Source organism: Mesorhizobium sp. WSM4810, from assembly GCF_055811235.1.
Window position 1 is genome coordinate 18,038 of the sequence record NZ_JBVVQV010000006.1, and the last position, 26,064, is coordinate 44,101.

Sequence of the window (26,064 nt, forward strand, 5' to 3'; positions counted from 1 at the left end):
CAAGAATTTCTTCATCTCATGTTCCCTTTCTCTGGTTGTTACCGGTCTTTTTTTGGCCTTCATCTGAGCTTGATGCGCGGATCGATGAACGGCGCGACGGTGTCGGCCAGGAGATTGCCGAGCACGATGGCGAAGGCCGAAACCAGGGTGACGCCCATGATGATCGGGATGTCGACGCGCTGGATGGCCTGCCAGGCAAGCTGGCCGATGCCGGGCCAGCCGAACACGCTTTCGACCACCACGATGCCGCCCATGAAGATGCCGATGTCGATGCCGATCATGGCGATGACCGGCAGGATTGCGTTGGGCAGTGCATGGCGGAAAATGATGGCGCCGCGCGCAAGGCCCTTGGCGCGGGCGGTCCGCATATAATCCTGGCGCAGGACGTCGATCATCGACGAGCGCATCATGCGGGCGTACCAGCCGGCGCCGAGTATTCCCATGGTCAGGGACGGCAGCACCAGATGGCGCCAGGTGCCGTAGCCGCCGATCGGAAACCAGCCGAGCTGCACGGCGAATACGTAAAGGAGCAGCAGGCCGACGACGAATTGCGGCGCCGAGACGCCGACAAAGGACGCGACCATCAGCGTCTGGTCGGTGGCGGTGCCGCGCCTCACGGCGGCAACAAGGCCCATCGTCAGGCCGATCGCCAGTTCGCAAAGGATGGCGCCGACCATCAGCAGCAGGCTTGCCGGCAGCCGCGAGACGATGAGCTCCGTGACCTCGGAACGCTGGATGTAGGAGCGGCCGAGATCGCCGCTGAGCAGGCTGATCAGATAGTGCCAGTACTGGATGAAGAAGGGCTGATCGAGGCCGAGCTGCCGGCGGATGTTCTCGACCGTTTCGGGCGTGGCACTGCGGCCGGCGATCTGGCGGACGGGGTCGGCGGGCAGCAGGTAGAGCAGTGCAAATGTGATCAATGAGACGCCGAGCAGGATGAGCACGGACTGAATAACGCGGCGGCCGAGATAGGCGATCATGCCCGGCCCCTTTGCGTCGGATCGAGGATGTCGCGCAGCGCATCGCCGATGAGGTTGAAGGCCAGCGCCAGCGCCAGGATCGCCGCACCAGGAAAGAAGACCAGCCAGGGCGCTGCCTGAAAATATGTCTGGTTCTCGAAAATGATGTTGCCCCAGGATGCGGTCGGCGGCTGCACGCCGATGCCGAGATAGCTGAGCGTTGCTTCGAGCAGCACCGTGGTCGAGATGCCGAGCGTGCCCCAGACGATGATCGTCGGCAGCAGATGCGGCAGGATATGGCGAAACAGGATGCGTGGCGCGCTGGCCCCGATCGTACGCTCGGCGTCGATGAACTCGCGCTCGGCGAGCGAGCTGGTCTCGGTGTAGATGACCCGCGCGGTCTGCACCCAGTTCACCAGAGCGATCACCATGGCAACGATCCACAGGCTCGGCTGGAGCACCGCCGCCAGGCAGATGGCGAGCAGCAGCGCCGGAAAGGCCATCATCAGATCGGTGAAGCGCATCAGCGCGCCACCGATCCAGCCGCGGAAATAGCCCGCGGTGACGCCAACCAGCGTACCGATCAAAAGCGCCACGCCGTTGGCGACGATGCCGATGATCAGCGAGGTGCGTGCGCCGAAAAGGATGCGGGTCAGCAGATCGCGACCGAGCAGATCCGTGCCCAGCCAGAAGCTGGCATTCGGCGGCAAGGGCGCGCCTTCAAGCGTCAGCCCGTCGAACATCTGCTCGTTCGGATCGTAGCCGGTCAGCCACGGCGCCAGGATGGCGCCGGCCACGACGACGGCAACGATCACTAGGCCGATCAACGCCAGGGGACGCTTGACCAAGCGCCGCCAGACGCCGGCGCGCGGCCTGGCCGGCATGCGCCCGGTTGCCGGAAGATCAGGCGCGATGGGATTGGTCATCGCCGCCTTCTTCCGTCATCGCCACGATCCTGCGCGCGGCCTCTTCGACACTGATCTGCCAGCTCATCGCCAGCGACCGGAGCTGCGCATAGGCGCGGCCGTCCTCAGCGCCTTTCGACAAGGCCTCCACCGCGCGCACGATGGTCTGGCGCTCTGCGACGCGCAGGCGAAGCGACGATATCTCACTTGCCAAAAGCTTGCGCGCCTCGAAACTCTGCCGTGCGATCAACAGGGCGCTGTAGACGCCGGCATTGCCGACCGGCTTCAGCAACTGGGCGTCGGCCTTGTGCGACAGCGCCCACTCGATGCGGCCCGGCGCTTCGGAGCCGATCAGCGCCACCAGCGGCATCGGCGCCTCGCCCGGCGCCCAGGGGAATTGTTCGTCGAAGCCGAGATCGGCATCGAAGAAAACGAAGTCCGCCGCCAGCGCCTCGGCAGGCAGTTCCGGCCAGCAGCCGACCGTCTCGAGGCCGATGGCCGACAATTGCCGCGTGATCGCCTGCACCGTCGGATGCGGACGATGCAGGACAAAGGCCCTGGCGCCGCCGAGATTCGGGATGCGCGGGACCTTGCTCACGAGACCACCCTCAAGCGTGGCCGGCCGAACGTCTCGGTCCGGTCATAGCGGGACAGATAGGGATCGGGCGCGACACCCTTGGTCAGCGTGACGGTCTTGAACGCGGTCCCCTCGATGCGCCCGATCTGCACCGGCAAAGTGGCGTGCTGGGTTTGCGGATCGATAGAGATGTCGCCCAGCGGGGTTCGAAACGAGGTTCCGGCAAAGGCCTGGGGAAGGTCCGGCCATTGTGCGCCGGGATTGCGAGCGAGGATCTCGGCAAGCGTCCGCACCGAGGCATAGGCCGCGGCCTCGAAGGACGAGGCAGGCATGATGGAGGGCGCCGCCGAATTGCCCTGGCGATCCGCTGCCGAGATATCGTGAAAGTATGGCCCCACGGAAAGGTGGCCATTGCCCGCCCCGTTGATCGCCGGCAACTCGCATTCGGTGAGATTGCAGGACAGGATCGGGCAGCGCTCCGGCCTGAAATGCGGGTCGCGTTCGGCGAGCTCGGCATAGGCAGCGAGGAAGGCGTAAGACGACGAGCCGATCAGGTTGTTCAGGACGAAATCCGGCCGGGTCGCCTGGATCTCGGCGATCAGCCTGGAGACATCGACCTCGCCGAGCGGCAGATAGCGTTCGCCCAAAACCTTGCCGCCGGCGTCGGCGATCAGGTCGCGGGCGACACGGTTGGTCTCCCAGCCCCAGATGTAGTTCGAGCCGAGCAGGAAACCGTTGGCGCCGAAGCGCGGCACGACATGGGCCAGCAGCGGAACGAGATGCTGGTTTGGGCAAGCGTGCATGTAGACGACATGCTCGTTTGCTTCGAAGCCCTCATAGGGACAGGCATACCAGAGCGTGCCGCCGGCGCGCTCGAGGATCGGGATGACCTCCTTGCGGCTCCATGACGTAATGCAGCCAATGATGTGACGCGCGCCGCTGTTGGCGAGAATGTCGGCGCATCCCGTCGCGTAGCCGTCGATGTTGCCTTGCGGGTCGCGCTCCACAGGAACGAATTCGATCGGGATGGCGGGATCGGCATTGATGTCAGCGATGGCCGTCATCGCACCGGAACGGCAGGATTCGGACAGCAGGCGGTAGTTGCCAGACCGCGAGTAAAGGATGCCGATTTCAATACGCCGTCCCAAGCAAATCCCCAAAATAACAATGCCCCGCAGCCGCCGCCGCGGAAGGCGAGGCATACGAGGCATTTTTGCCGCCCGGCGGTCGGAGCCGGTATTTTCTCCATTAGCGTATTCGGTACGGCGGGTCAGTCAAGCGGGAAAGTGGGGGCCGGCCCGACGATGCTGCTCTAGAAGGGGGAGCGCCGTTCGGGCTTCACCAATTGTCGATGTTGGCGCTGCCCCTCATCGCCCTGCCGGGCACTTCTCCCCGTATAGTGACGGGGAGAAGGACGCCGTCACCGAGGATTTCGCCAATCGGCAGCGGTGCAGGAAATCCCCTTCTCCCCGTCACTATACGGGGAGAAGGTGCCGGCAGGCGGATGAGGGGCAGCGCAAACCTGAGGCGATTGCCCGGGACTCGCTACTCGCCGTAGACGTCGAAGGCAAAATACTTGTCGTTGATTTCCTTGTATTTGCCGTTGGCGCGCAGCGCGTCGATCGCCGCGTCGAGTTTTTGGGCCAACTCCTTGTTGCCCTTCTGCAGCGCGATGCCGACACCCGGTCCATGGATGGCCGGGTCTGGCGCCAGGGTGCCGAGCAGTTTGCAGCAGGCGCCCTCGGGCTTCTCCAGCCATTCGGTCAGCAGGATGGAGCCGTCCATCACCGCGTCGAGACGGCCATTGACCATGTCGGTGCGGGCGTCGTCGCCGGTCGGATAGGGCTTTATGGTCGAGCCTGCGTATTTCTGCTCGGCGAAATTCTGGTGGATCGTGGCGCTCTGCACGCCAAGCGCCTTGCCTTTCAGGTCCTCGGGCGAGGTGCCGGTGACGGTCGAATCCTTCGGCACCGCGATGGCCGGCGGCGTCTGGTAGTATTTGTGGGTGAAGTCGACCTTCTCGGCGCGTTCCGGCGTGATGGTGATGTTGATGATGGCATCGAACTTGCCGGCCTGCAGGGCCGGGATCGAGCCGTCGAAATCCTGCACGACGAACTCGCACTCGGTCTTCATCTCGCCGCACAGCGCCTTGCCGAGATCGATGTCGAAGCCGCCCAGCGTGCCATCGGCATTGGCATAGTTGAAGGGCGGATAGGCGCCCTCGGTGCCAAGCCTGAGTTTCTTGTCCTGGGCGGAGGCGGCGCCGGTGGCGAGCGCCATGGCGACGGAAGCGGCAGCCAAGAAACGACCGAAAAGGCGCATGATCCAGATCTCCGTTGTGTAGCCCGAGTCTACGGGGTTTTGTGGGCGCGGCGGAGACGGAAACGACATGGCCTGCGGCGATCACGGCGCGGCAAGGCCGATTGGAGGCTTCGGCGGTCAGCCGGCTGCTCGTGCCCGCCCGGTGGCGGCCTGGTCGATCGCCGACCCGTCCGCGGAAAGAGCGACGCCAAATTTCTCGCCGGCCTGTTCGGGCGTATAGTACCCCAGCCTGACATCCCGCAGCACCAGTTCCGGGTCGCGCTGCAGGGGATCACCATAGCCGCCGCCGCCCGGCGTGCCGACACGCACGCGGTCGCCGGCCTGCAGCGCGATGTCCTGCTCCTTCGAGAGGTGCGGCGGCACATGCTGCGTGCCGTCGCGAAACACGGTCACCGTGTTGACCGCGCCGTCCTTGCCGCCGAGCGCGCCCTGCGGGCCGAAGCGGCCATGGTCCATGACGAAAGAAGCGCGGGCGTCGCCGCGCAGGATCTCGACCTCATAGGCGAGACCGAAACCGCCGCGATGCCTGCCGGCACCGCCCGAGCCTTCGCGCAGGGCATAGTGGCGGTAGAGCACCGGAAACGCCTGCTCCATGATCTCGACCGGCGGCGATTTGGAGATGCCGATGGTCGAGCAGCCATTGCTCAGGCCATCATGACCGGCATTGCCGCCATAGCCGCCGCCGGAGATCTGGTACATGACGTAGTCGCGGCCGCGCGCCGGGTCGTTGCCGCCGAGCGCGAAATTGCCGCTGGAGCCGGCGGGAGCCGCCGTCACCTGGTCCGGCAGCGCCTGCACCATCGCCGCGAACACCGCCTCGGCGATGCGCTGCGAGACCTCGGCCGCGCAACCCGAGACCGGGCGCGGGTATTTGGCGTCGAGAAAAGTGCCTTCCGGCCGCTTTACGATCAGCGGCTCGAAGGCGCCGGCGCTGATCGGCACGTCGGGGAAAATGTGGCGCATGGCGAGATAGACCGACGACAAGGTCGTCGCCAGAACGCTGTTCATCGGCCCGGCGCAAGGTTTTGACGAGCCTGAAAAATCGAAGCTGAGCGTGTCGCTGTGTTTCTCCACCGCCAGCGCGATGGTCAGCGGCTCGTTCACCACCCCGTCGGAATCGACGAAGGCTTTGGAGCGATAAATGCCGTCGGGAATGGCCGATATGTTGGCGCGCATCTGCTCGGCGGCGCGGCGACGCAGTTCGGCGATCGCCTCGACGACCGTTTCGTCACCGTAACGATCCAGGATTCCGGTGAGCCGGTCCTGGCCGATCAACAGTGCCGCCGCCTGCGCGCGAATATCGCCGATGCGCTGGTCGGCAACCCTGATGTTCGAGCAGATGATGGCGTAGATTTCGCGGTCGAGCACGCCCCGCTTGAACAGTTTCACCGGCGGCAGCCGCAAGCCCTCCTGTTCGACCGCCGTTGCCGAGGCGGAAAAGCCGCCCGGCACCGAGCCGCCGATATCGGGCCAGTGGCCGGTGTTCGACAGCCAGCAGAAGATCTTGCCATCGCGGTAGACCGGCATGGCGAACCGTACATCCATCAGATGGGTGCCGCCGAGATAGGGGTCGTTGACGATGTAGATATCGCCTGGCTCGGGCGGCAGGCAGCGTCCGTCGGCGATCATCTCGATCACCGTTTTGGTCGAATACTGCATCACGCCGACGAACACCGGCAGCCCCTGGCTGCCTTGTGCGATCAGCGATCCATCGACCGCCGAATAGATGCCGTCGGAACGGTCATTGGCCTCGGCAATGACCGGCGAAAAGGCAGCGCGCGAAAACGTCAGGTCCATCTCGTCGCAGACCTGCTGCAGCGCCGCCTGGATGACCGAAAGCGTGATAGCGTCGAGCTTTTGCATCTCAGGCCTCACCAATGTCGATGATGATGTTGCCGTCGGCGTCCGAGCGCGCCCGGTCGCCAGGCTCGAGCACGGTGGTGGCGTCCATCTGTTCGAGGATCGCCGGCCCTTCTATGGCGGCGTCGAGCGGCAGATTTTCCCTGCTATAGACCGGCGTGTCGTGCCAGCGCCCGCCATACCAGACCGGCCGGATTTCGCGACGCGCCTCATCAAGTGTTCTGGCGCGGCCAGCCGGGTCGATCAATCGCGAAAGATCTATCGCCGGCCGCACGCCGGTGACCGAGGTGTTGAGGTTGACCAGATTGGCGCGGATTTCCGGCAGCTCGACCTTGAAGCGGGCGAAATAGGCTTTTTCGAACAGTTGCTGCAGTACCGCGCGCGTCACCGAAGACGACGGCAGCGGCACGTTGATGATGTGGGTCTGGCCGACGAACTGCATGTCGGCGGAATGGGTGACGCGGATCGTCTCCGGCTTCACCGCTTCCTTGCCGATCAGCTCCTCGCCTTCGTTTCGGTGCCGTTCCAATATCGCGTGAAGCTGGATTTCATCGAGCCCGGCTACCGGCTGGTTGACGGTGTTGACGAAATCGTGCCTGAGATCGGCGACGACACAGCCGAGCGCATTGGTGATGCCCGGCCGCGCCGGCACCAGCACTTTGGGCAGGCCGAGCTCGCGCGCCAGTGCTGTCGCATGCAGCGGACCGGCGCCGCCAAAAGCGAACAGCGCGAAATCGCGAGGATCGTGGCCGCGCGACACCGAGACCATGCGGATGGCGCCGGCCATCTTGATGTTGCCGAGCCGCAGCACCGCACCCGCCGCCTCGACGCCGGACAGGCCGGTGGGGCGGCCGATCCTGTCTTCAAAAATGCCGGTGACGTGCTCGACGGTGACCGGATTTTCGACGGCAAGCAGCTTTTTCGGCGCCAGCCGGCCGAGCACCAGATTGGCATCGGTGATGGTCGGCTCGCTGCCGCCGCGCCCGTAGCAGATCGGCCCGGGATTGGCGCCGGCGCTTTCCGGGCCGATCTGGATCAGGCCGGCCGCATCGACGCGGGCGATCGAGCCGCCGCCGGCGCCGACCGTGTGCACCGCCACCATCGGCACGTGGATCGGCATCGCATATTCGATCTCGATCTCGTTCGACACCGCCGGTTCGGCGTTGCGGATCAGCGCCACGTCGGTCGAGGTGCCGCCCATGTCATAGGTGACCAGGTTTTCGAAGCCAGCGCGTTTTCCCGTATAGGCGGCCGCGATGACGCCGGAGGCCGGGCCGGACATCACGGTCTTGGCCGATTCGCGGGTGACAAAGCGGGCCGAGATCATGCCGCCATTGCCGTTCATGATCAGGAAGTCGCGGGCGTAGCCTTTTGATGCCAATTCCTTGCGCAGCCGCTCGACATAGCGCTCGAGGATCGGCTGCACCGAGGCGTTGACCGCAGCGGTGACGCCGCGCTCGAATTCGCGCGCTTCCGACAGCAGCGCATGGCCTGTCGTGATGTAGCTGTTCGGCCAAAGCGCGGCGGCGATCTCGGCGGCGCGCCGCTCATGCGCCGGATTGGCGTAGGAATGCAGGAAATGGATGACGAGCGATTCGCAGCCCGCCTCGATCAATTGTGAAACCGCCGCGCGCATCTCGACCTCGTCGAGCGGAATGCGCACCGCGCCCGAGGCTTCGACGCGCTCCGACACTTCAAGCCGCAGATTGCGCGGAATGATCGGGGCGAAGCTGCCGGTCATGCCATAGGCCTGCGGCCGCGTCCGCCGGCCAAGCTCGATGACATCGCGAAAGCCGCGCGTGGTGACCATGCCGGTCTTGGCCAGCCGGCGTTCGAGCACTGCGTTGGTGGTGGTGGTCGTGCCGTGCACGATGAGGTCGATGCCGCGGATGGGAAAACCGGTGGCGTCGAGAGCCGAAACGACCCCAAAAGCCTGGTTGTCGATGGTGGTCGGGGTCTTGGCGATATGCACCTTGCCACCGTGACGGCCGTCGATCAGAAGCAGGTCGGTAAAGGTTCCGCCGACATCGATGCCGGCGACGACGCTGCCCGAGGAATCCAGCGTCTGCGCCGAAAAATTCTCTTCCATTGTCGAAACCCGAAATGTCAGGACTACAGATATGTCTCAGTTTGGAAAGGTGTTTCAGCCTGGCGTCTTGACGCAAATATCATTTGTATACTAATAAATTCCGGACACAAGAGCTTACCGCTTGGCAGTGTGCGAACGGCACGCCGGAACCTGATCGGTTCGGGCGCGCAGCAGAAGATTTGGCGTCAGCGTCCTCGGGTTGGCCAGAAGGTTAGGTTTGATGAACACCACATCCGCGCTCAACACCGCCGGCGCCCGGCCGCTGCAGTTCCCAATTCCGGCCAATGTCTATGCCGAAACCGTCGTCTCGGTGAAGCACTATACCGACCGGCTGTTTTCGTTCCGCATCACCCGGCCGCAGTCGCTGCGCTTCCGCTCCGGCGAGTTCGTCATGATCGGCCTGCCCAATGCCGAGAAGCCGGTGTTCCGCGCCTATTCGATCGCCAGCCCGGCCTGGGACGACGAGCTGGAGTTTTTTTCGATCAAGGTGCCGGACGGCCCGCTGACCTCTGAGCTGCAGAAAATCGAGATCGGCGACACCGTCATCATGCGGCAAAAATCGACCGGCACGCTGGTGGTCGACGCGCTGACCCCGGCCAAGCGCCTGTTCATGATCTCGACCGGCACCGGCATCGCGCCCTTCGCCAGCCTGCTGCGCGATCCCGACACTTTTGAGAAATTCGAGCAGGTCGTGCTGACCCACACCTGCCGCGACAATGCCGAACTGACCTACGGCCAGGAGCTGGTCGCAGAGCTGGAGAACGACCCGCTGATCGGCGAACTGACCGGCGGCCGCGTCACGCTCTACAATTCGACGACGCGCGAAACCTCCGAGCGCATGGGCCGCATCACCGCGCTGATCGGCTCGGGAAAATTCTACGCCGATCTCGGCATCGACAAGCTCGACCCGGAGACCGACCGCATCATGATCTGCGGCTCGATGCACATGCTCAGGGATGTCAAGGAATTGGCCGAAAGCCTCGGCTTCGAGGAAGGCTCGCTGCACCATCCGGCAAGCTTCGTCGTCGAGCGCGCGTTTGTCGGGTAGAGCCTTGACACAGTTCGGTCGAGCGCCACGACGGTGCTGAACCTTTGACGCCGGCAGGACAGAGGGGGGCGCCAAGGATCGCTGCAGATCAGCATTTTATCCTGAGCCGCTGCATTCTCCGGCTGGCGTAACGGCATGGATCCTAGCGTCTGCGCCGCGTCGCTTCGCTCCTTGCTTCGCCCTAGGATGACGAAGGCATGGGGGCTTACGGCTAATCGCAAATGTTGCAGGCCTTTTTGATGCGGTGGGAAGGATCGCTACTGCTTTCATTCTACGCCGCCGCGCTGTTCGGCTGATGTCACAGCAGGCTTTTTCCGCTATGACCGCCTGAAGGACTCGTGAAGCGCTGCTTCACGGTCTATCTTCGACCGCAAGTCGTCGAACAAAGGGGCAGGAGATGAGCAGCACCAGCCGCGAAGCAGAGCGCGGACCTTCGAAGATCATGCCGCTGCCGGCGCGCACCGCTGCCAATGCGCCGGCGCCGCAAGCGCACGGCATTGCCCGCAACCCCGGCATGACGCTCGATCTCGGCTTCATGGAATCGATGCGCAGCGTCAACCGCTCGGCGCTGGAACGGCGTGTCGCCAGCCTGACCAAGCGGCGTTCGATCAAGGCCGACAACCAGGCCGCCTGGCTGCTGCGCGCCGTTGCCTGCATGGACCTGACCACGCTGAACTCGAACGACACCGACGAGCGCGTGCGCCGGCTCTGCGCCAAGGCGATCAATCCGTTCCGCCGCGACATCGTCGAAGGCCTCGGCATTGCAGGTGAAAAGATCCGCCCGGCGGCGGTCTGCGTCTATCATCCCTTCGTCGCCACCGCCGTCGATGCGCTGCGCGGCAGCGGCATCCATGTCGCCGCCGTTTCCACCGCCTTCCCGCACGGCCTCACGCCACTGTCGACGCGGCTGCAGGAGATCGAAGCTTCGGTGAGCGACGGCGCCGACGAGATCGACGTGGTCATTCCGCGCGGCCTGGTCTTTGCCGCGAAATGGCAGGAACTCTATAACGAGATCGTCTCGATGCGCGCCGCCTGCGGCGAGGCGCATCTGAAGGTGATCCTCGGCACCGGCGACCTCGCGACGCTGCGCAACGTCATGCTCGCCTCGATGGTGGCGATGATGGCGGGCGCCGATTTCATAAAGACGTCGACCGGCAAGGAAAGCGTCAACGCGACGCTGCCGGTCGGCCTTGCCATGGTGCGCGCCATCCGCGCCTATTTCGAGGAGACCGGCTACCTCATCGGCTTCAAGCCGGCCGGCGGCATTTCGACCGCCAAGGCTTCGCTCGACTGGCTGGTGCTGATGAAGGAAGAGCTTGGCCGGCGGTGGCTGGAGCCGGACCTGTTCCGCTTCGGCGCGTCGAGCCTTCTGACCGACATCGAGCGCCAGCTCGAGCATCATTTGACCGGTCATTATTCGGCCAATCATCGCCACGCGATGGCGTGACTATCGGGAGCGCTCCATGAACATTCTCGAACGCTATCACGCCATGGACTACGGTCCGGCTCCGGAGGCCCGCAATGAGGCCGATGCCTGGCTTGCCGCTCGTGATTTCTCCAAAGCGCTGTTCATCGGCGGCGACTGGAAGGCGGCCGCCAGCGGCAAGACCTTCGATACCAGCGACCCGTCTTCGGGAAAATTGCTGGCCAAGGTGTCGGATGCCGGAGCTGCCGATATCGACGCGGCGGTTTCGGCCGCGACAAAAGCGCTGCCGAAATGGGCCGCAGCCACCGGCTACCAACGCGCCAAAGTGCTCTATGCTATCGGCCGCGCCATGCAGCGCCACCAGCGGCTGTTTGCGGTGCTGGAATCGATCGACAACGGCAAGCCGATCCGCGAAAGCCGCGACATCGACGTGCCGCTGGCCATCCGCCATTTCATCCACCATGCCGGCTGGGCGCAGGCGCTGGACAGGGATTTCCCGGATCAGAAGGGCGTCGGCGTCGTCGGCCAGATCATCCCGTGGAACTTTCCGCTGTTGATGCTGGCCTGGAAGATCGCGCCGGCACTGGCCGCCGGCTGCACGGTGGTGCTGAAGCCGGCCGAGTTCACGCCGCTTACCGCCATCCTGTTCGCCGAGATTTGTGAGCGCGCCGGCGTGCCGAAGGGCGTCGTCAACATCGTCCACGGCGGGCCGGAGGCAGGTGGGGCCATCGTCAACCATCCCGGCGTCCAAAAAATCGCCTTCACCGGCTCGTCCGAGGTCGGCAAGATCATCCGCAAGGCCACTGCCGGGTCGGGCAAAAAAATATCGCTGGAGCTTGGCGGCAAGTCGGCCTTCGTCGTCTTCGAGGATGCCGACCTCGACAGCGCCGTCGAGGGACTGGTCGACGGCATCTGGTTCAACCAGGGCCAGGTCTGCTGCGCCGGCTCGCGCCTCTTGGTGCAGGAGGGCATCGCCGAGGCCTTCATCGCCAAGGTCAAGGCGCGGATGAGCCGGCTGCGCGTCGGCAGCCCGCTCGACAAGAACACCGATATCGGGCCGCTGGTCGACCTGACCCAGCTCGATCGCGTCAAGGGCCTGGTCGCCGAAGGCGCCAAACAGGGCGCCGTCTGCTGGCAGCCGGACGTGGCGCTGCCGTCCTCCGGCTATTACCATTTGCCGACGCTGGCGACAGGCGTTTCGCCGGCCAACATCCTGGCGCAGGAAGAGGTGTTCGGCCCGGTGCTGGCGACCATGAGCTTCCGCAACACCGAGGAAGCGGTCGAGCTCGCCAACAACACGCGCTACGGGCTGGCCGCCTCGGTGTGGAGCGAGAACGTCAACCTCGCGCTGCACGTCGCGCCGCAATTGAAGGCCGGCGTCGTCTGGGTCAACGGCACCAACATGTTCGACGCCGCCTGCGGCTTCGGCGGTTATCGCGAGAGCGGTTTTGGCCGCGAAGGCGGGCGCGAGGGCATGCTCGAATACCTCTCGGCAAAGCTGCCGCTCGGCCCGGCCATCAAGCCGGCACCGGCTACGGCTCAGTCGATCGAGCGGTCGGAAAGCGATGCCATCGACCGCACGGCAAAGCTGTTCATCGGCGGCAAGCAGGTCAGGCCGGACGGCAATTATTCGCTTGATATAGCCACTGCCAAGAGCAAGCTTGCCGGCGAGGTCGGGCTCGGCAGCCGTAAGGATGTTCGCGATGCCGTCGCGGCCGCACGTGCCTGCAAGGCCTGGCCGGAGGCGACTGCCTATAACCGCAGCCAGGTGCTGTACTATCTGGCCGAAAATCTTTCGGGCCGTGCCGGAGAATTCGCGGCGCGTTTAACGGAGCTGACAGGCGCCACCGCCAAGGCCGCGCGAGACGAGGTCGAGCAATCGATCGAGCGGCTGTTCCTCTATGCCGGCCTGGCCGACAAGTTCGAGGGCCGTGTCCACCAGCCGCCGGCCCGCGCCGTCACTTTGGCGCTGCACGAGCCGGTCGGCGTCGTCGGCATCGTGGCACCCGACAATGCGCCACTGCTTGGCCTGATCTCGCTGGTGGCGCCGGCGCTGGCGATGGGCAACACCGTGGTCGCGGTGCCGTCGGAAAAATATCCGCTGCTTGCCACCGATCTCTACCAGGTCATCGAATATTCCGACGTTCCGGCCGGCGCCATCAACATCGTCACCGGCCGCAGCGCCGAGCTCGCCGGCGTGCTGGCCAGGCATGACGATGTCGACGGGCTCTGGCTGTTCGCCGATGCCGAGACCTGCGCTAGGGCCGAAGCCGACTCCGTCGGCAATCTCAAGCGCGTCTGGACCGGCAACGGCCGCAGCCTCGACTGGGCGTCGGCCGAGGCCGCCGGCGATGCCTTGCTGCGCCGTGCCGTCGAGGTCAAGAACGTCTGGGTGCCCTACGGCGATTGAGCGTGTGTAGATTGTCGACGTCGGCGCCGCCCCTCATTGCCCTGCCGGGCATTTCTCCCCGTATAGTGACGGGGAGAAAGACGCTGCCTCGGCGCCGGGCTTGACGGGCTAATAGATGTTCTTTACCGAGAAAAAACATTTGCCGCCCTAGGCACCCGGGCGGCCACAAGGAGAAAAAAAGCATGGCGGATCTGGGAGGCAAGATCGTTGTCGTCACGGCGGCGGCACAAGGCATCGGCCGGGCGAGCGCGCTGGCTTTCGCCAGGGCGGGCGCTGTCGTCCACGCCACCGACATCAACGAGGTGCTGCTCGCCGACCTCGGCAAGATTGCTGGCATCAAGACCCGCAAGCTCGACGTGCTGAACGACGAGGCTGTGACGTCGGCCTTCGCCGAGATCGGCGCTGTCGACGTGCTGTTCAACTGCGCCGGCTTCGTCCACTCCGGCTCGATCCTCGAGATGAAGGACGCCGATCTCGATTTTGCCTATGATCTCAACGTCCGCTCGATGATCCGCACCATCCGCGCCGTGCTGCCCGGCATGCTGGAGCGCGGCGACGGCTCGATCATCAACATGGCGTCGCTTGCCGGCTCGACCAAGGGCGTGCCCAACCGCTTCGTCTATGGGCTGACCAAGGCGGCGGTCATCGGCCTGACCAAATCGGTCGCCGCCGACTATGTCGGCAGGGGCATACGCTGCAACGCCATTTGCCCGGGCACGGTCGAAAGCCCGTCGCTGGAGGACCGCATGCATGCGCAGGGCGACTACGAGGCGGCCCGCGCCGCCTTCATCGCCCGCCAGCCGATGGGCCGCCTCGGCACAGCAGAGGAAATTGCCGATCTCGCCGTCTATCTGGCCGGCGCCACCTATACGTCGGGACAGGCTTATAATATCGACGGTGGCTGGTCGATCTAAGAGGCCATTTGAAAACTCTGAGTTTGCAAACGGCCTCTGCGCCGCAATCAGGAGAAAAAGAATGAAACTGCTGCGCTATGGCGAAGCGGGGAGCGAACGCCCCGGCCTGCTCGATGCGGATGGGACGATCCGCGACCTCTCCGCCCATGTCACCGACATTGCCGGCAAGGCGCTCGACCCGGCATCGCTCGAAACATTGTCGAAGCTCGATCCGAAATCGCTGCCGGCGGTCTCCGGCAATCCGCGCATCGGCGCCTGCGTCGCCGGCACCGGCAAATTCATCTGCATCGGCCTGAACTATTCCGACCATGCCGCCGAGACCGGCGCCACCGTGCCGCCGGAGCCGATCATCTTCATGAAGGCAAGCTCGGCCATCGTCGGGCCTGACGACGACGTGCTGATCCCGCGCGGCTCGGTCAAGACCGACTGGGAAGTCGAGCTTGGCGTGGTCATCGGCAAAACCGCGAAATACGTCACCGAGGCCGAGGCGCTAGATTATGTCGCCGGCTACTGCGTCGCGCACGACGTGTCCGAGCGCGCCTTCCAGGCCGAGCGCCAGGGCCAGTGGACCAAGGGCAAGTCCTGCGACACGTTCGGGCCGATCGGCCCGTGGCTGGTGACCAAGGACGAGGTCCAGGATTCGCAGAACATCCCGATGTGGCTGAAGGTCAACGGCAAGACGATGCAGAACGGCTCGACCAAGACCATGGTCTATGGCGTCGCCTACCTGGTTTCCTATCTCAGCCAATTCATGTCGCTGCATCCGGGCGACATCATCTCGACCGGCACGCCGCCCGGCGTTGGGCTGGGCATGAAGCCCCCGGTGTTCCTGAAGCCCGGCGACGTCGTCGAGCTCGGCATCGAAGGGCTGGGCATGCAGAAGCAGACGTTCAAGGCGGACGAGTAGCGGCGCTCTGCCTTCTCCCCTTGTGGGAGAAGGTGGCCTCGCCCACGGGTCTTGCCTTCGGCAAGCCCGAGGACAGGCTCCGCGAGGTCGGATGAGGGGTGCTCCAGCTTGGCACCGACAGCACTCCGTCCAACACCCCTCTTCCGTCTCGGCGCTGCGCGCCGATCCACCTTCTCCCACAAGGGGAGAAGGAAAAAGGGGCGCTACTTCAGCACCTTGCCGTCAGTCCCGAACCGATAAGTCTTCGCCGGATCCGGCGTCGCGTAGAGCGTGGCGCCCGGTTCGGCGTTGTAGACGCCAAAAATGCGCACGGTGATCAGCCCGGCCTTCTCGCAGTCGAGATAGAGGTTGGTGTCGGCGCCGAGATGCTCGGCGTGGACGACCGTGCCTTTCCAGGCGCCGGATTTCGCATCGACGGTCAGATGCTCTGGGCGGACGCCGATGGTCTTGGCCGTCTCGCCAAGCCTGGCGCCGTCGACGAAATTCATCTTCGGCGAGCCGATGAAGCCGGCGACGAACTCATTCGCCGGCGCATTGTAGAGCTCCATCGGTCCGCCGATCTGCTCGATCCTGCCCGCGTTGAGCACGACGATCTTGTCGGCCAGCGTCATCGCCTCGACCTGGTCGTGGGTGACATAGATCATCGTCGCCTTCAGCCGGCGATGCAGTTGCGCGATCTCCAGCCTGGTGTTGACGCGCAGTGCGGCATCGAGGTTGGACAAAGGCTCGTCGAACAGGAAAAGCTTGGGCTCACGCACCACCGCGCGGCCGATGGCGACGCGCTGGCGCTGGCCGCCGGAAAGCTCGGCCGGCCGCCTGGCGAGATAGGGCTCCAGCGACAGCATCGACGATGCGATGCCGATGCGGCGGTCGATCTCGGCCGCTGGCGTGCCCGCCTGCTTGAGGCCAAGGCCCATATTGTTTTTCACCGTCAGATGCGGGTAGAGCGCATAGGTCTGGAACACCATGGCGATGCCGCGCTTGGCCGGCGGGGTGGCGGAGACGTCCGCACCGTCGATGACCACACGCCCCGAGGTCGAATCCTCCAGCCCGGCGATGACCCTGAGAAGTGTCGATTTTCCGCAGCCGGAGGGGCCGACGAAGACGACGAATTCGCCATCGGTCACTTCGAGGTTGATGCCTTTCAGCACCTCGACCGGCCCAAACGCCTTCTTCACATTCTCGATATTCAGCGAGCCCACGGCGTTCCTCCGGATTGGAATGTGGGGGCGCTGTAGAGCGCTATCCCTGACGAAATTTCCCCTGTCACAATCGCACCGCCTTCCCGCTGCGGACGCTTTCGTCGGCGGCAAGGCAGACGGCGAGCGACTTCACGGCGTCGTCCATGTGGCGGGTCAGATCAATATCCTCGCGGACCGCCTTGAGCAGAAAGGCCTGTTCGCGATCGCAGAGTTCCTGATGGCCGGGTTCGCCTTCCATCGACAGTATCTCATCCGCCCTGGCGAATTTTCCGTCCGCGCCGGTCGCCGCGCTGTGCAGGCGGAGGGTCGAGGTCCTGGTGTGGGTGTCGATGTCGTCGGATCTGACGCCCTCCTTCATCACGATCGACACACAGCCATTGGGCGAGATCACGTCCTTCACGAAAAAGGCGGTTTCCGAGATCATCGGCCCCCAGCCGGCCTCGTACCAGCCGACCGAACCATCGTCGAACAGCACCTGCAGATGCCCGTAATTGTACATCGTGGGCGCAATCTCGTCGCTCAGCCGCAGCCCCATGCCGCGCACCTCGACCGGCCTGGCGTCGGTGATCTGCAGCATCACGTCGAGATAGTGCACGCCGCAATCGACGATCGGCGACGTCGTCTGCATCAACTGCTTGTGCGTCTGCCAGCTATGGCCGGAGGATTGCTGGTTGAGGTTCATGCGGAACACGTAAGGACCGCCGAGCTTGCGCGCCTCGGCGATCAGCCTGATCCACGACGGGTGATGGCGCAGGATATAGCCGATTACCAGTTTTTTGCCGTTGGCCTTAGCTGCGGCAACGACACGTTTGGCATCCGCCACCGTCGTCGCCAGCGGCTTTTCGACAAAGACATGGCAGCCGGCCTCGAATGCCCTGACGGCATAGTCGGCATGGCTGTCGGAATAAGTAGCGATACAGGCGATATCTGGTTTTTCGTCGCGCAGCGCCTCGTCGAAGGAGCGCCTGATGCCATAGCCGGAAAGCCCGGCCGGCAGCGGCACGTCCGAACGGTTGACCAGCGCGGCGATCTCAAAACCCGGATTGGTGTGATAGGCCAGCGCATGGCTGCGGCCCATATTGCCGAGCCCGGCTACGACGACGCGAAGAGGTTTTTCCGAACTCACTTGACCGCTCCCGAAGTAATGCCGCGGATCAGCTGCCGCGAGAAGATGACGTAGAGGATCAGCACCGGCATGATCGCCAGCGACAGCGCGGCCAGGATGGCGTTCCAGTTGGTGACGAACTGGCCGAGGAACAGCTGGGCGCCGAGCGTCACCGTCTTGGTCTCCTCCGACGGCGCCAGGATCAGCGGAAACCACAGATCGTTCCAGATCGGGATCATGGTGAAGACGGCGACCGTCGCCATCGATGGCCGCACCAGCGGCAGCACCAGCCGGAAGAAGATGGTGTATTCGGACAGACCGTCGATGCGTCCGGCATTCTTCAGATCGTCGGACACCTGCTTCATGAATTCCGACAGGATGAAGACGGCGAGCGGCAGGCCTTGCGCTGTATAAACCAGGATCAGCGCCGTCAGCGTGTTGACCAGCCCGCTCGCCACCATCAATTGCAGGATGGCGACGGTGCCGAGGCGGATCGGGATCATGATGCCGAGGGCGAGATAAAGCCCCATCAGCGAATTGCCGCGAAAACGGTATTCCGACAGCGCAAAGGCGGCCATCGCGCCGAACAGCAGCACGAAGAACAGCGAGGCGACGGTGACGACAAGGCTGTTCTGGAAGTAATGGATGAAATCGCCCTGGCCGATGACGGTGGTGTAGCCGATCAGGTCGAAGGTTTTCGGGGTCGGCGGCGTCAGCGGCGCGCCGAAGATGCCGGCGCGGGATTTAAACGAATTCATGATGACGATGATCACCGGAAACAGCGCGATCACCGTGTAGGTCAACAGCACCGCATGGGCGCCGATGGTGCGGGGCAGGGAGTGGGTTGCCGTGCTCATATCGCCCCCTAAAACTGATAGCGACGCAGGCGCGTCTGGACGAGGAACAGGTAGACGCAGACGCCGCCAAGGATGATCAGGAACATCATCGTGGCGATCGCCGCGCCCATGTTGGGATCGCCGACCTGCAGCTGGAAACCGAAGAAGGCGCGGTAGAGGAAGGTGCCGAGGATATCGGTCGAGTAATTCGGTCCGGCCAGCGCGCCTTGCGCGGTGTAGATCAGGTCGAAGGCGTTGAAATTGCCGACGAAGGTCAGGATCGAGATGATGCCGATCGACGGCAGGATCAGCGGCAGCTTGATCTTCCAGAACTGCGACATGCCGGTGATGCCGTCGCATTCGGCGGCTTCGATCACCTCCTCTGGGATCGACAGCAATGCCGCATAGATCAGCATCATCGGGATGCCGACGAACTGCCACACCGAGATCAGGCTGAGCGTGGTCAGCGCATATTGTTCTTTGCCGAGCCACGGCGTGAACAGGCTTTTGAGGCCGACGAGATCCATCAGGTTTGGCGCCACGCCCCACAGCGGCGACAGGATCAGCTTCCAGGCGAAGCCGACGATGACGAAGGACAGGATCGTCGGCACGAAGATCGCCGTGCGGTAGAAGGCGGAGAATCTCAGCCGCGGGCTGGACAGCAGTGCGGCCAAAAGCACGCCGATCGGATTCTGCACGATCATGTGGATTATGAAGAACCAGACGTTGTTGCGCAGCGCGTTCCAGAAATTGACCGACCAGTTGGGATCGCCGAACAGCCTGCGGAAGTTTTCGAACCCGACGAAGACCTGGGCCTGGTCGATGTTGCGGAACAGCGAGAGCTGCAGCGTGCCGGCCAGCGGCAGGATCATGATCGCCGTATAGACCAGCACCGCCGGCGCCAGGAAGACGACGATATGCCAGCGGAACGGTCGTTTCGGTGCTGCGGCCATGCGTTCGGTCCCCGCCGATCAGGTTCTTGCAATTGCCGCCAAGGGTGCGGCACCTCCCTCCCCCTCGAGGGGAGGGTGCCTCGCGAAGCGAGGCGGGTGGGGTCGGCTAAGGCCGCGCGATCGTGACTTCGACCGCGCCTCCCGGCAACGATCAAGTCGCAGCCTGCCTTTACCGACCCCCTCTGTCGCCTCCGGCGACATCTCCCCCTCGAGGGGGGATAGCGCTCGCTCTTACTTCGCCGGCTTATACCAGCTGTCGAGGCCGTCCTGCAGCTTCTTGGCGGCAGCTTCCGGCGTGACGGTGCCGTTGATGACGTTGGCCGATTCAACCCATGTCTCGTTTTCGAGATTCGGCGTGCCGCGCGACAGGATCTGGTAGGTCGAGCGGATGGTCGACTTGCACTTGTCGCGCCAAGAAACGAATTCCTGGGCCAGCGGGTCTTCCATCTTCACCGGGGTGTTGTTCAGGCTGAAGAAGCCCGGCAGCGCGTTGGCGTAGATGGTGGCGAAATCCGGCGAGGCGACCCAGGTCAGGAAGGTCTTGGCCGCATCCGCATTCTTCGACGCCGCATTGAGGCCCATGCCGATGTCGGTGTGGTCGGAGATGTAGCAGGCGTCGCCGGCCTTCTGCACCGGCGGCGGGAACGCGCCCATCTTGAACTGCGCCTGGGTGTTGAACAGGCCGATTTCCCACGAGCCGGCCGGGTAGATGGCGGCGCGGCCGAGGGTGAACAGGTTCTGGCTGTCCGGATAGGTCTGCGCCTCGAAGCCGTCGCCGAGATAGGGCTTCCACTTGGCGAGTTCGGCAAACGGCGTAACCCACTGCGGATCGGTCAGCTTCTGCTCGCCCTTGATCAGCGCCAGACGGCCTTCTTCGCCCTTCCAGTAGTTCGGGCCGATGTTCTGGTAGCCCATGGTCGCGGCTTCCCAGAGATCCTTGGTGCCCATCGCCATCGGGATGTAGGTGCCGTCGGCCTTGATCTTGTCGAGCGCGGCGTAGAACTCCTCATTGGTCGTCGGCACCTTGATGCCGAGCTGGTCGAAGGCGTCCTTGTTGTAGATGAAGCCGTGGATGACGGAAGCCATCGGCACGCAGAAGCTCGACTTGCCGTCGTCGGTCTGCCAGGCGGCCTTGGCGACGTCGGAAAAATTCTCCATGCCAGGCAGCGTCGAGATATCAGCGAGATTGCCCTTCTTGAACAGTTCCAGCGACTTGTCGAACGGGCGGCAGGTGATCAGGTCGCCGGCCGAGCCGGCGGCGAGCTTGGCGCCGAGTGCTGCGTCATATTCGGTCGGCGCCGACGGCGCGAACACCACCTTGATGCCCGGGTTCTTGGCCTCAAAAGCCGGGATCAGCTTGTCCTTCCAGATGGCAAGGTCGTCGCCGCGCCAGCTTTCGATGTTGAGCGTTACGTCCTGGGCACAGGCCATTCCGGCCGAGCCGAGAATGCTGGTGCCGAGAAGCAGTGCCGTCAGTAGTTTGGTTGTCATGCTCAGTCTCCCTGTTGACCTTTTTCAGGTTCGGTTTTGAGAACAGGGGCTTTCCGCCCCATGCTCCCCTCGATCGCGGAAAGCGCCGGACGCAGCTTCTGGCCGGTGCCTTCCAGTATCTTCTGCGCCGCGTCGGCGCTGGCGGCGCCGGCGGCGAGCAGAATGGCGGTCTTGACGTTGCCGCCGCTGTTCTCGAGCAGGCGCGCCGCATCGTCCCTGTCGCGTCCGCTGATCGCGGCGACGATGCGGGCGGCGCGGTCGCGCAGCTTGATGTTGTCGGCCATGAGATTGACCATGTAGCCGTCATGGACATGGCCAAGGTGGATGGCGGCCAGCGTCGACAGCATGTTGAGCGCGATCTTCTGGGCGGTGCCGGCACCCATGCGCGTCGAGCCGGCGATCAGCTCCGGCGGCGTTTCGAGCAGGATGGCGATGTCGGCCAGCCGAAGCAGCGGCGCATCCTTGTTGTTGGCGATGGCGATGGTCGCCGCACCGCGGCGCCCGGCGTCCTCGATCGCCCTGACCGCATAGGGCGTCGAGCCGCTGGCCGAGACCGCGATCAGGCAGTCGCCCTCGCCGATGCCGGCAGCGGCAACCGCCGCCGAGGCTTCTTCGGTGTCGTCCTCCGGCCCGCCGGCCAGTGTCTTGAAGGCATCGTCGCCACCGGCGATCAGGATGGCGATGCGGTCGCGCTGAATGCCGAAGGTGCCCGGCAGCTCCAGCGCATCGGCCAGCGCCATCAGGCCCGAGCTGCCGGCTGCCGCGTAAGCGAGCTTGCCGCCGCTGTTCAGCCGGCTGGCGATGATCTCGGCGGCTTTGGCGATGGCCGGAACGGCGCCGCGCACCGCCTTGGCGGCCTCGATCTGCGCGTTGGCCAACGAGGAAAGGATGGCGTCCGGAGCCTGGATGTCCAGCCCCTCGGCATTCTGGTGAAGCGCTTCGGTGCGCGTTTCGGCCATTTGCTTTCCCTCCAATCCCCAAAACAATACCAAAAAAATACCACTTGTCCATATGCATTAGCGATTTCCATGCCTCGGAACTGGCCTTTCGTCAAAATGCACAGGTTTTTCAATAAAATACACCTTAATCTTTTTGAAACGAAAATTAAGCCTTGGCTATTGGTATTTTATTGGTATTATCCGCCCGGAGGAGAAATCGTGTGAAATTTGTGCTTGGCATCGATGGCGGCGGCACCAGCTGCAGGGCGGCTCTTGCAACGGCGGACGGCACTGTCGTCGGCCGCGCCAAGAGCGGTGCCGCCAACATCCGCACCGATCTCACCGGCGCCAGGGCCAACATTGTCGAGGCGGCAAGGCAGGCCTTTGTCGCCGCCGGGCAGGATCCCGAACTGATCCCGCAGACGCCGGCCGTCCTCGGCCTCGCCGGCGCCAATGTCGGCACCTACAGGCAGCAGCTCGAAGCGATCCTGCCGTTCAGCCAAAACCGTGTCGAGACCGACGCCGAGATCGCGCTGGAAGGCGCGGTCGGCTCCGGTGACGGCGCCATGGCCATCCTCGGCACCGGCACCGCCTACATGGCGCGCAAAAACGGCAAGTCGCGCGCCATCGGCGGCTGGGGATTCCAGGTTGGCGACCAGGGCAGCGGCGCCCGCATCGGCCGCGACCTGCTCGAGCAGACGCTGCTCGCCTATGATGGCATCCGCCAGGGATCGCCGCTGACGCAGGCCATGCTCGCCATCTTCCGCGACAATCCCGAGGATTTGGTCGAGTTCACCACCAACGCAAAACCCGGCGATTTCGGTGGCTTCGCGCCCAAGGTCTTCGAGCATGCCGAAAAGGGCGACGCCGTCGCCAACTGGATCCTCGACAAGGCAATCGCCGACGTCGAGGCAGCACTTGGCGTGCTCGATCTCGGCGACGACGATCCGCTCTGCCTGCTTGGCGGGCTGGCGCCGCTCTATGCACGACGCCTGTCGGCGCGCTACCGGGCGCTGCTGAAGCCGCCGCTCGACGACGCGCTGGGCGGCGCCGTGCAGATGGCGGTGCGGGTTTTCTCGAGTGCGACGGAGGCGGCGCGATGAGCGAGGCCGCCGACCAGATCTTCGCCACGCTGAAACAGTCGGCGCAAAGCGGCGCGCCGCTCTATCTGCAGCTCAGGAAGAGCATCGAGGACGCGGTCAATCGCGGCCTGATCGGGCCGGGCGACGCGCTGCCGTCCGAGCGCGACATCGCCAGCAAGGCCGACATTTCGCGGGTCACCGTGCGCAAGGCGGTGCAGGATCTGGTCAAGGACGGCATCCTTGTCCAGCGTCACGGCTCCGGCACCTTTGTCGCGCCGCGGATGGAGCGCGTCGAGCAGTCGCTGTCGCGGCTGACGTCCTTCACCGAGGATATGGCGCGGCGCGGCATGGCGGTGCGTTCGGCCTGGCTCGACCGCGGCCTCTATGCGCCGTCGCCGGACGAGATGATGGTGCTCGGCCTGTCATCGAACGAACTGGTGGCGCGGGTGGCGCGCCTGCGCATCGCCAACGAAACGCCGCTGGCGATCGAGCGCGCGGCACTGTCTGCCAGCGTGCTGCCCGACCCGGCGGCGATCGGTTCGTCGCTCTACGCGGCGCTTGAAACGACCGGCCATCGGCCGGTGCGGGCGGTGCAGCGCATCTCCGCCGCCAATCTCGGCGACGACGACGCGCGCCTGCTCGAAGTGCCGCCTGGCATTGCCGGCCTGCACATCGAGCGTATTTCCTATCTGGCGAGCGGCAAGGTGATCGAATTCACCCGCTCGATCTACAGGGGCGACGCCTATGATTTCGTCGCCGAGCTCCGGCTGAGCGGGCCGGGCGAAGAGGGCCGGCCATGAGCGCGACAATTACCCATATGCGGCGCGAGATCGAGGAGATCCCGGAGGCGACCGCGCGCCTGCTCGACGGCTCGGCAGCGGTGCTGACCGAGGCCGGGCGCGGCATTCGCGAGCGCGATCCAAACTTCGTCGTCACCGTAGCGCGCGGCTCCTCCGATCATGCCGCCACGTTCATGAAGTATGCGGTGGAACTGACCGCCGGCCTTGCCGTCGCGTCGGTCGGCCCGTCGATCGCTTCGATCTATGGCGCCAGGCTCAAGCTGGCCGGCTCGGCCTGCCTGGCGATCTCGCAGTCGGGCAAGAGCCCGGACATCGTCGCCATGGCGCAAGCCGCGAGAGCCGGCGGTTCGCTGACCGTCGCCATCACCAACACCGCCGATTCGCCGCTGGCGCGGGCCTGCGACTACGCCATCGACATCCTGGCCGGCCCGGAGCGCAGCGTCGCGGCGACGAAGACCTTCGTCAATTCAGCCGTCGCCGGCCTCGCCTTGATGGCGCATAGCACCGGGGACGACAAGTTGCTGGCGGCGCTCGCCCGTTTGCCAGAACATTTCCGCAAGGCGATCGCCTGCGACTGGATGGCGCTGGCCAGCGCCCTTGAGACGCAGAAGTCTCTGTTCATCCTCGGTCGTGGTCCGTCCGCGGCGATCGCCAATGAGGCGGCGCTGAAATTCAAGGAAACCTGCGCCATGCACGCCGAGGCCTATAGTGCTGCCGAAGTGATGCATGGCCCGCTGGCGCTAGTCGGGCCTGACTTTCCGGTGCTGGCGCTCGCCGCCCGCGATGCTTCCGAGCCGTCGGTCGCAGAGGCCGCCGACAGCCTGGCGGGCAAGGGCGCGGCCGTCTTCGTGACTTCGGACAAGGCGACAAGCGCTCAGCACCTGCCGCATGTCGCCACCGGCCATCCACTGACCGACCCGCTGGCGCTGATCGTGTCGTTCTATGGCTTCGTCGAGGCCTTTGCCCGCCATCGCGGTCTCGATCCGGACACGCCACCCAATCTTCGCAAGGTGACGGAAACCATATGAGCGACCGTTTTGCCCTGACTGGCGCCCGGATTTTTGACGGCGACGACTGGCACGACGACGCTGCCCTTGTCGTGCGAGACGGTCTCGTCGAGGCCATCGTCGCCGCCGGAGCCGTTCCGTCCGGCGTCGAGCGTATCGAAACCGGCGGCGGCATGCTTGCACCGGGCTTCGTCGACCTGCAGGTCAATGGCGGCGGCGGCGTCATGCTCAACGACCACCCCGATGTCGCCTCGATCGAGACCATCTGCCGGGCACATGCGCCGTTCGGCACGACGGCGCTGCTGCCGACGCTGATCACCGACACGCCCGCCATCACCGCAGCGGCGGTTGCCGCCGGGGTCGAGGCCGCGCAGCAGAAGGTGCCGGGCTTTTTGGGCCTGCATCTCGAAGGCCCGCATCTGTCGATCGCCCGCAAGGGCGCGCATGACCCGGCGCTGATCCGGCCGATGCTGGATGCCGACCAAGCGGTGCTGGTTGCGGCGCGGAAAACCCTGCCGGTGCTGCTGACGACTGTAGCGCCGGAATCCGTCGACCCGGAACGCGTTTCGGCGCTGGTCGAGGCCGGCATCGTCGTCAGCCTCGGCCATTCCGACACCTTCTATGCCAAGGCGCGCGCGTTCGCCGATGCCGGCGCAACAATGGTCACCCATCTGTTCAACGCCATGAGCCAGATCGGCAACCGCGAGCCGGGGTTGGCGGGTGCTGCCATCGATACAGGCACATTGTTTGCCGGCATCATCGCTGACGGCATCCATGTCGATCCCGCCACCATGGCCATCGCGCTGCGTGCCAAGCAGGACCCGGCAAAAATTTTCCTGGTCACCGACGCCATGGCGACGATCGGCACCGATATGACCTCGTTCACGCTGAACGGCCGCACCATCTATCGCAAGGACGGCAGCCTGCGGCTCGCCGACGGGACGCTGGCCGGCGCCGATCTCGACATGATCGCCGCCGTCCGCTTCGTCCACCGCATCGTCGGACTGGACCTGTCGGAGGTCCTGCGCATGGCTTCGCTCTATCCGGCGCAGGCGATCGGCCAATCACACCGGCTCGGGCGCTTCGCCAACAGCACCGCCGCCGATATCGTTGCACTCTCGGACGAATTGGACGTCAAGGGCGTCTGGATAGAAGGCAAGAGGGTTTTCGAGGTCGGTGTCGCAAAGGGTGCCTAAGATATCAGCCGTTTGGCCCGCAGCCTGAAGCGGCTGG

22 protein-coding genes are annotated in these 26,064 nt (G+C 64.6%); 9 read left to right on the forward strand and 13 right to left on the reverse strand.

Annotated elements, in window-relative coordinates; translation table 11 throughout:
• Nucleotides 1-59: 59 nt before the first annotated feature.
• From AC0L3O_RS11025 to AC0L3O_RS11055, 7 genes are all read right to left on the reverse strand, one after another.
• Nucleotides 60-980, reverse strand: coding sequence for an ABC transporter permease (locus AC0L3O_RS11025; RefSeq protein ID WP_287065098.1), 921 nt, complete (start codon nt 978-980; stop codon nt 60-62).
• Nucleotides 977-1,885, reverse strand: a complete 909-nt coding sequence (locus AC0L3O_RS11030) for an ABC transporter permease (RefSeq protein WP_128185641.1) — start codon at nt 1,883-1,885, stop codon at nt 977-979. The genes AC0L3O_RS11025 and AC0L3O_RS11030 overlap by 4 nt, the downstream gene beginning before the upstream one ends.
• On the reverse strand, nt 1,863-2,462 hold the full coding sequence (locus tag AC0L3O_RS11035; protein ID WP_065009964.1) for an ANTAR domain-containing response regulator: 600 nt from the start codon (nt 2,460-2,462) through the stop codon (nt 1,863-1,865). Before AC0L3O_RS11035 ends, AC0L3O_RS11030 begins: the two co-directional genes overlap by 23 nt.
• The gene (locus AC0L3O_RS11040) at nt 2,459-3,589 is read right to left on the reverse strand and encodes a transporter substrate-binding protein (RefSeq protein WP_473615566.1); all 1,131 of its coding nucleotides are present in this window, start codon (nt 3,587-3,589) and stop codon (nt 2,459-2,461) included. Before AC0L3O_RS11040 ends, AC0L3O_RS11035 begins: the two co-directional genes overlap by 4 nt.
• 397 nt (nt 3,590-3,986) lie before the next feature.
• Entirely contained in the window at nt 3,987-4,763 is a 777-nt protein-coding gene (locus tag AC0L3O_RS11045) for an ABC transporter substrate-binding protein (RefSeq protein ID WP_473615567.1), read from the reverse strand.
• Between the two features lie 117 nt (nt 4,764-4,880).
• Nucleotides 4,881-6,626: a hydantoinase B/oxoprolinase family protein gene (locus AC0L3O_RS11050; RefSeq protein ID WP_473615569.1), complete on the reverse strand. Its 1,746-nt coding sequence runs from the start codon at nt 6,624-6,626 to the stop codon at nt 4,881-4,883.
• Between the two features lies 1 nt (nt 6,627).
• Nucleotides 6,628-8,712, reverse strand: a complete 2,085-nt coding sequence (locus AC0L3O_RS11055) for a hydantoinase/oxoprolinase family protein (RefSeq protein ID WP_473615570.1) — start codon at nt 8,710-8,712, stop codon at nt 6,628-6,630.
• A gap of 220 nt (nt 8,713-8,932) precedes the next feature.
• Between AC0L3O_RS11055 and AC0L3O_RS11060 the strand changes: the two genes are divergently transcribed.
• The 5 genes from AC0L3O_RS11060 to AC0L3O_RS11080 all read left to right on the forward strand — a co-directional run bounded on the left by AC0L3O_RS11060 (nt 8,933) and on the right by AC0L3O_RS11080 (nt 15,417).
• Nucleotides 8,933-9,760 carry a ferredoxin--NADP reductase gene (locus AC0L3O_RS11060; RefSeq protein WP_091591868.1) on the forward strand — a complete coding sequence of 276 codons (828 nt, stop codon included), beginning with the start codon at nt 8,933-8,935 and terminating at the stop codon, nt 9,758-9,760.
• A gap of 397 nt (nt 9,761-10,157) precedes the next feature.
• A complete protein-coding gene (gene deoC, locus AC0L3O_RS11065; RefSeq protein ID WP_473534762.1) occupies nt 10,158-11,207 on the forward strand; it encodes a deoxyribose-phosphate aldolase in 1,050 nt (349 codons plus the stop codon).
• Between the two features lie 16 nt (nt 11,208-11,223).
• Entirely contained in the window at nt 11,224-13,596 is a 2,373-nt protein-coding gene (locus tag AC0L3O_RS11070) for an aldehyde dehydrogenase family protein (RefSeq protein WP_473534761.1), read from the forward strand.
• Nucleotides 13,597-13,778: 182 nt separating this feature from the next.
• Nucleotides 13,779-14,510: an SDR family oxidoreductase gene (locus AC0L3O_RS11075; protein ID WP_473615571.1), complete on the forward strand. Its 732-nt coding sequence runs from the start codon at nt 13,779-13,781 to the stop codon at nt 14,508-14,510.
• Between the two features lie 61 nt (nt 14,511-14,571).
• Nucleotides 14,572-15,417 carry a fumarylacetoacetate hydrolase family protein gene (locus AC0L3O_RS11080; protein ID WP_473615573.1) on the forward strand — a complete coding sequence of 282 codons (846 nt, stop codon included), beginning with the start codon at nt 14,572-14,574 and terminating at the stop codon, nt 15,415-15,417.
• Between the two features lie 203 nt (nt 15,418-15,620).
• Here AC0L3O_RS11080 and AC0L3O_RS11085 read toward each other — a convergent pair whose 3' ends face one another.
• The 6 genes from AC0L3O_RS11085 to AC0L3O_RS11110 form a co-directional block, all read right to left on the reverse strand.
• Nucleotides 15,621-16,619 (reverse strand): ABC transporter ATP-binding protein, encoded by a 999-nt coding sequence (locus AC0L3O_RS11085; protein ID WP_473534758.1) that lies wholly within the window; start codon nt 16,617-16,619, stop codon nt 15,621-15,623.
• A 64-nt stretch (nt 16,620-16,683) separates the two neighbouring features.
• Nucleotides 16,684-17,745, reverse strand: a complete 1,062-nt coding sequence (locus AC0L3O_RS11090; protein WP_473534757.1) for a Gfo/Idh/MocA family protein — start codon at nt 17,743-17,745, stop codon at nt 16,684-16,686.
• Nucleotides 17,742-18,581: a carbohydrate ABC transporter permease gene (locus AC0L3O_RS11095; RefSeq protein WP_023801468.1), complete on the reverse strand. Its 840-nt coding sequence runs from the start codon at nt 18,579-18,581 to the stop codon at nt 17,742-17,744. The genes AC0L3O_RS11090 and AC0L3O_RS11095 overlap by 4 nt, the downstream gene beginning before the upstream one ends.
• A gap of 8 nt (nt 18,582-18,589) precedes the next feature.
• Nucleotides 18,590-19,513 carry a carbohydrate ABC transporter permease gene (locus AC0L3O_RS11100; RefSeq protein ID WP_023801467.1) on the reverse strand — a complete coding sequence of 308 codons (924 nt, stop codon included), beginning with the start codon at nt 19,511-19,513 and terminating at the stop codon, nt 18,590-18,592.
• A gap of 231 nt (nt 19,514-19,744) precedes the next feature.
• Complete coding sequence (locus AC0L3O_RS11105) at nt 19,745-21,004, reverse strand: ABC transporter substrate-binding protein (RefSeq protein WP_287282984.1); 1,260 nt, start codon at nt 21,002-21,004, stop codon at nt 19,745-19,747.
• A 2-nt stretch (nt 21,005-21,006) separates the two neighbouring features.
• Nucleotides 21,007-21,963, reverse strand: coding sequence for an N-acetylmuramic acid 6-phosphate etherase (locus tag AC0L3O_RS11110; RefSeq protein ID WP_287208334.1), 957 nt, complete (start codon nt 21,961-21,963; stop codon nt 21,007-21,009).
• Between the two features lie 200 nt (nt 21,964-22,163).
• Between AC0L3O_RS11110 and AC0L3O_RS11115 the strand changes: the two genes are divergently transcribed.
• The 4 genes from AC0L3O_RS11115 to nagA are packed head-to-tail and all read left to right on the forward strand — an operon-like array spanning nt 22,164 to nt 26,027.
• Nucleotides 22,164-23,045, forward strand: a complete 882-nt coding sequence (locus AC0L3O_RS11115; RefSeq protein WP_473534756.1) for a glucosamine kinase nucleotide-binding domain-containing protein — start codon at nt 22,164-22,166, stop codon at nt 23,043-23,045.
• On the forward strand, nt 23,042-23,824 hold the full coding sequence (locus AC0L3O_RS11120; RefSeq protein WP_128174772.1) for a GntR family transcriptional regulator: 783 nt from the start codon (nt 23,042-23,044) through the stop codon (nt 23,822-23,824). The genes AC0L3O_RS11115 and AC0L3O_RS11120 overlap by 4 nt, the downstream gene beginning before the upstream one ends.
• Nucleotides 23,821-24,852, forward strand: coding sequence for an SIS domain-containing protein (locus AC0L3O_RS11125; RefSeq protein ID WP_287290142.1), 1,032 nt, complete (start codon nt 23,821-23,823; stop codon nt 24,850-24,852). Before AC0L3O_RS11120 ends, AC0L3O_RS11125 begins: the two co-directional genes overlap by 4 nt.
• Nucleotides 24,849-26,027: an N-acetylglucosamine-6-phosphate deacetylase gene (nagA, locus tag AC0L3O_RS11130; protein ID WP_473534755.1), complete on the forward strand. Its 1,179-nt coding sequence runs from the start codon at nt 24,849-24,851 to the stop codon at nt 26,025-26,027. Before AC0L3O_RS11125 ends, nagA begins: the two co-directional genes overlap by 4 nt.
• Nucleotides 26,028-26,064: the final 37 nt, after the last annotated feature.

Excerpts from the sequence above, each read along its gene's own strand:
- AC0L3O_RS11025 (WP_287065098.1), bottom strand. The coding sequence starts at position 980 with ATGATCGCCTATCTCGGCCGCCGCGTTATTCAGTCCGTGCTCATCCTG.
- AC0L3O_RS11030 (WP_128185641.1), bottom strand. The coding sequence starts at position 1,885 with ATGACCAATCCCATCGCGCCTGATCTTCCGGCAACCGGGCGCATGCCG.
- AC0L3O_RS11045 (WP_473615567.1), bottom strand. The coding sequence starts at position 4,763 with ATGCGCCTTTTCGGTCGTTTCTTGGCTGCCGCTTCCGTCGCCATGGCG.
- AC0L3O_RS11050 (WP_473615569.1), bottom strand. The coding sequence starts at position 6,626 with ATGCAAAAGCTCGACGCTATCACGCTTTCGGTCATCCAGGCGGCGCTG.
- AC0L3O_RS11055 (WP_473615570.1), bottom strand. The coding sequence starts at position 8,712 with ATGGAAGAGAATTTTTCGGCGCAGACGCTGGATTCCTCGGGCAGCGTC.
- AC0L3O_RS11060 (WP_091591868.1), top strand. The coding sequence starts at position 8,933 with ATGAACACCACATCCGCGCTCAACACCGCCGGCGCCCGGCCGCTGCAG.
- deoC (WP_473534762.1), top strand. The coding sequence starts at position 10,158 with ATGAGCAGCACCAGCCGCGAAGCAGAGCGCGGACCTTCGAAGATCATG.
- AC0L3O_RS11070 (WP_473534761.1), top strand. The coding sequence starts at position 11,224 with ATGAACATTCTCGAACGCTATCACGCCATGGACTACGGTCCGGCTCCG.
- AC0L3O_RS11075 (WP_473615571.1), top strand. The coding sequence starts at position 13,779 with ATGGCGGATCTGGGAGGCAAGATCGTTGTCGTCACGGCGGCGGCACAA.
- AC0L3O_RS11080 (WP_473615573.1), top strand. The coding sequence starts at position 14,572 with ATGAAACTGCTGCGCTATGGCGAAGCGGGGAGCGAACGCCCCGGCCTG.
- AC0L3O_RS11095 (WP_023801468.1), bottom strand. The coding sequence starts at position 18,581 with ATGAGCACGGCAACCCACTCCCTGCCCCGCACCATCGGCGCCCATGCG.
- AC0L3O_RS11100 (WP_023801467.1), bottom strand. The coding sequence starts at position 19,513 with ATGGCCGCAGCACCGAAACGACCGTTCCGCTGGCATATCGTCGTCTTC.
- AC0L3O_RS11105 (WP_287282984.1), bottom strand. The coding sequence starts at position 21,004 with ATGACAACCAAACTACTGACGGCACTGCTTCTCGGCACCAGCATTCTC.
- AC0L3O_RS11110 (WP_287208334.1), bottom strand. The coding sequence starts at position 21,963 with ATGGCCGAAACGCGCACCGAAGCGCTTCACCAGAATGCCGAGGGGCTG.
- AC0L3O_RS11120 (WP_128174772.1), top strand. The coding sequence starts at position 23,042 with ATGAGCGAGGCCGCCGACCAGATCTTCGCCACGCTGAAACAGTCGGCG.
- AC0L3O_RS11125 (WP_287290142.1), top strand. The coding sequence starts at position 23,821 with ATGAGCGCGACAATTACCCATATGCGGCGCGAGATCGAGGAGATCCCG.
- nagA (WP_473534755.1), top strand. The coding sequence starts at position 24,849 with ATGAGCGACCGTTTTGCCCTGACTGGCGCCCGGATTTTTGACGGCGAC.